Origin of the sequence: Albidovulum sp., assembly GCF_041919395.1 — a bacterium.
GTDB lineage: Bacteria > Pseudomonadota > Alphaproteobacteria > Rhodobacterales > Rhodobacteraceae > Albidovulum.
The window spans coordinates 1-3,469 of sequence record NZ_JAYRTX010000162.1; the positions used below are offsets into that span (position 1 = coordinate 1).

At 68.7% G+C, this 3,469-nt stretch carries 4 protein-coding genes; 3 read left to right on the forward strand and 1 reads right to left on the reverse strand.

Going from position 1 to position 3,469, the window contains the following annotated elements; all coding sequences use genetic code 11:
- From hisS to hisG, 3 genes are all read left to right on the forward strand, one after another.
- Positions 1 to 1,417: histidine--tRNA ligase (gene hisS, locus ACMUOO_RS16720; protein WP_413855763.1), on the forward strand; the 1,417-nt coding region annotated here is incomplete at its 5' end.
- Positions 1,418 to 2,506, forward strand: coding sequence for an ATP phosphoribosyltransferase regulatory subunit (locus tag ACMUOO_RS16725; protein ID WP_413855764.1), 1,089 nt, complete (start codon positions 1,418 to 1,420; stop codon positions 2,504 to 2,506).
- Entirely contained in the window at positions 2,503 to 3,210 is a 708-nt protein-coding gene (gene hisG / locus ACMUOO_RS16730) for an ATP phosphoribosyltransferase (RefSeq protein ID WP_301919637.1), read from the forward strand. The genes ACMUOO_RS16725 and hisG overlap by 4 nt, the downstream gene beginning before the upstream one ends.
- Positions 3,211 to 3,299: 89 nt before the next feature.
- Here the strand turns inward: hisG and ACMUOO_RS16735 are convergent.
- Positions 3,300 to 3,469: DUF1489 family protein (locus ACMUOO_RS16735; RefSeq protein WP_413855765.1), on the reverse strand; the 170-nt coding region annotated here is incomplete at its 5' end.

Here is a 3,469-nt window from a genome sequence, read left to right on the forward strand (position 1 = left end):
CGAGGAGGGGGCGAGCCGCGAGGGCGACTGGCTGGCGCTCCGCTACGACCTGACCGCGCCCCTCGCGCGGGTGGCGGCGCAATACCGCAACGACCTGCCAACGCCCTACCGCCGCTACGCGATGGGGCCCGTCTGGCGCAACGAAAAGCCCGGGCCGGGCCGATTTCGCCAGTTCTATCAATGCGATGCGGATACGGTGGGCGCGGCCTCGGTCGCGGCGGATGCCGAGATCTGCGCGATGCTGGCCGACGCCCTCGAAGAGGTCGGCATTCCCCGCGGGGACTATGTGGTGCGGGTCAACAACCGGAAGGTGCTGAACGGGGTGATGGAGGTCGCGGACATCCTCGACCCCGCCGACCCGGAAAAATTCGCCCACGAACGCGGCATTGTGCTTCGTGCTATCGACAAGCTAGACCGGCTAGGGCCGGAAGGTGTCCGCGCCCTTTTGGGCGAGGGGCGGAAGGATGAAAGCGGTGACTTCACCAAGGGGGCGGGGCTCTCTGCGCTTCAAGTCGACCAGATTATGAAGTTCGTTAACGCCTTTGGCGAAGTTGCCAATAAGCTTGCTATCGAAGGCTCGAATGCTCGCGATGAGGGCGATCTGGCAAGAATGCATCAGCTGGACGGGGCAAGGTATTCCGTCGACCCAGCCATGCGCGACGAAATTGCGACATACGGAAAATACCGGCCAATCTGGAACAAGCGAATGCTCGACCATTTGGAGGAGTTGGTCCACCGGTCTGACGTTGGCTGGCTCGGCGTCAAGGAGACTCGAGAGATCATCGAGTATGCAGAGGCGCAAGGGTATGTAGATGAACGTTTTCTTGTTGACCCCTCCGTGGTCCGCGGCCTCGGCTATTATACCGGCCCGGTCTTCGAGGCCGAGTTGACGTTCGAAATCCTCGACGAGAAGGGCCGCCCGCGCCAGTTCGGCTCGGTCGCCGGCGGCGGGCGCTACGACGACCTGGTGAAGCGCTTCACCGGCCAGGCGGTCCCCGCGACCGGCGTCTCCATCGGCGTCGACCGCCTGCTCGCCGCGCTCCGCGCCAAGGGGCGGTTCGGGGCCGATACCCGCGGCCCGGTCGTCGTGACCGTCATGGACCGCGAGCGGATGGCCGACTACCAGGCGATGGCGACGGACCTCCGCCGCGCCGGCATCCGCGCCGAGGTCTATCTCGGCAACCCGAAGAACTTCGGCAACCAGCTGAAGTATGCCGACAAGAGGAACTCCCCCGTCGCCGTGATCCAGGGCACGGACGAGGCGGCGCGCGGCGTCGTTCAGCTCAAGGACCTTTTCCTCGGGGCGAAGATCGCCGCCGAGGCGAGCCATGAGGAATGGAAGAGCCAGCCCGCCCAGACGGAGGTGCCGCGCGACAGCCTCGTGGCCGAGGTCAAGCGCCTCTTGGGGTCCGCCTGAATGGCCGAGAGGGCCGGGGCCCGCGCCGAGGCCGAGCGTCTCATGGCCGCGTTCCGGACCGCAGGCGCGGTGCCGGTCGAGGCCGACATCCTGCAACCGGCCGAGGTTCTGCTGGACCTTTACGGCGAGGATATCCGCGCCCGCGCCTATGTGACGAACGACCCATTGCGGGGCGAGATGATGCTGCGCCCCGACTTCACCGTGCCGGTGGTGCAGATGCACATGTCGGACGGCGCGGAGCCCGCGCGCTATTGCTACATGGGCGAGGTCTTCCGCAAGCAGGAACACCTGACCGTCCGCAAAAGCGAATATTTCCAGGTGGGTTACGAAGTCTTCGACCGCGCCGATCCGGTCGCCGCCGATGCCGAGGTCTTCGCCCTCATCGCCGATCTCATCGCGCCCCTGAACCTCCGCGCCGTCACCGGCGACCTCGCGATCCTGACGGCGGCGGTGCGCGGGCTGAAGACCCTCGAAAGCCGCAAGGCCGCGCTTCTGCGGCATATCTGGCGCCCCCGCCGCTTCACCCAGCTTCTCGACCGTTTCGGCGGCAGGACTCCGGTCCCGGAGACGCGCGCCCGGCTTCTCGCATCGCTTGCGGCGGGCCAGCCTCCTGGCTCGGCTCCGCCCGTCGGCTTGCGCTCCGAAGCCGAAATCGCGGCACGCCTGAAGGCCCTTCAGGAAGACGCCGCCGCCGCCCCCATCGCCGCCGAAGAGGTCGCGCGGCTCGAAGACATCTTGAACTTCGCCGCCAAGAGCCCCGCCGCACTGACCCGTCTGCGCGAAAGCGCGCGCGACATGCCCGCCATCGCCCCGGCGGTGGGGCGCATGGCCGCCCGCCTCGACGCGCTCGCCGCGAAGGGGATCGATATCGACAACCTCGATTTCGAAGCGAGCCACGGCCGCACCACGCTCGAGTATTACGACGGCTTCGTCTTTTCCTTCCATGCCGCCGACCCGGACCTGCCTCCGGTCGCCTCGGGCGGGCGCTATGACGCGCTGACGACGGTTCTCGGGCAGGGCCGCTCCATCCCCGCCGTGGGCGGCGTGATCCGTCCGGGCATCGTGGCCGACCTGAAGGGGGAAGCGTGATGCTGAAGCTCGGCATCCCCTCCAAGGGCAGGCTCATGGAGCAGACCTTCGACTGGTTCGGCACCCGCGGCATCACGCTCCGCCGCGCCGGGACCGACCGCGAATATGCCGGCGCGGTGGAGGGCGTGGACGGGCTGGAACTTGTCCTCCTTTCGGCGGGCGAAATCCCGCGCGAGCTGGCGGCGGGGCGCATCCACCTCGGCGTCACCGGATCGGACCTCGTGCGCGACAAGCTCGCCGACTGGGACCGCCAGGTCGCGGAGCTTGCCCCGCTCGGCTTCGGCCATGCCGACCTCGTCATCGCGGTCCCGGCCGCCTGGATCGACGTCGACACGCTCGACGACCTCGACGCCGCCGCCGCCGCCTTCCGCCGGGCGCATGGCCACCGCCTGCGCATCGCCACCAAGTACCATCGGCTCGTGCGCGAGTTCCTCACCTCCCATGGCGTCGCCGACTACCAGCTGGTCGACAGCCAGGGTGCGACAGAAGGCACGGTGAAGAACCTCACGGCCGAGGCCATCGCCGACATCACCTCGACCGGCGAGACGCTGCGGGCGAACCACCTGAAGGTCCTCGCCGACGGGCTGGTCCATCAGAGCCAGGCGACGCTCTACGCCGCCCGGGCGGCGAACTGGGGCGCGCGCGTGGGCACGACCCTCGCCGGCCTCGGGCACCGCCTCGGCTTCGATCCCGCCTCAATCTGATTCTCGCAGCCTGAACGCCGCGCCCTGATCTTCTTCCTGGCCGAAATACTCCGGGGGTGCGGGGGCTGGCCCCCGCTGGCGGCTTCGGGTCAGCGCAACCCGATCTCGGCCAGCGCCAGGGCCATCTCCTGTGGCAGCGCGCTGTCGGTGCCCCGTCCCCGGGGCAGGTCGCGCGGGGCGTCCTTCGTCTCCAGATAGCGCCAGCCCTGGAACGGGCGGCGCGCAGCGCCCTCGGTGCGGATCACCTCCGGGTCCATCA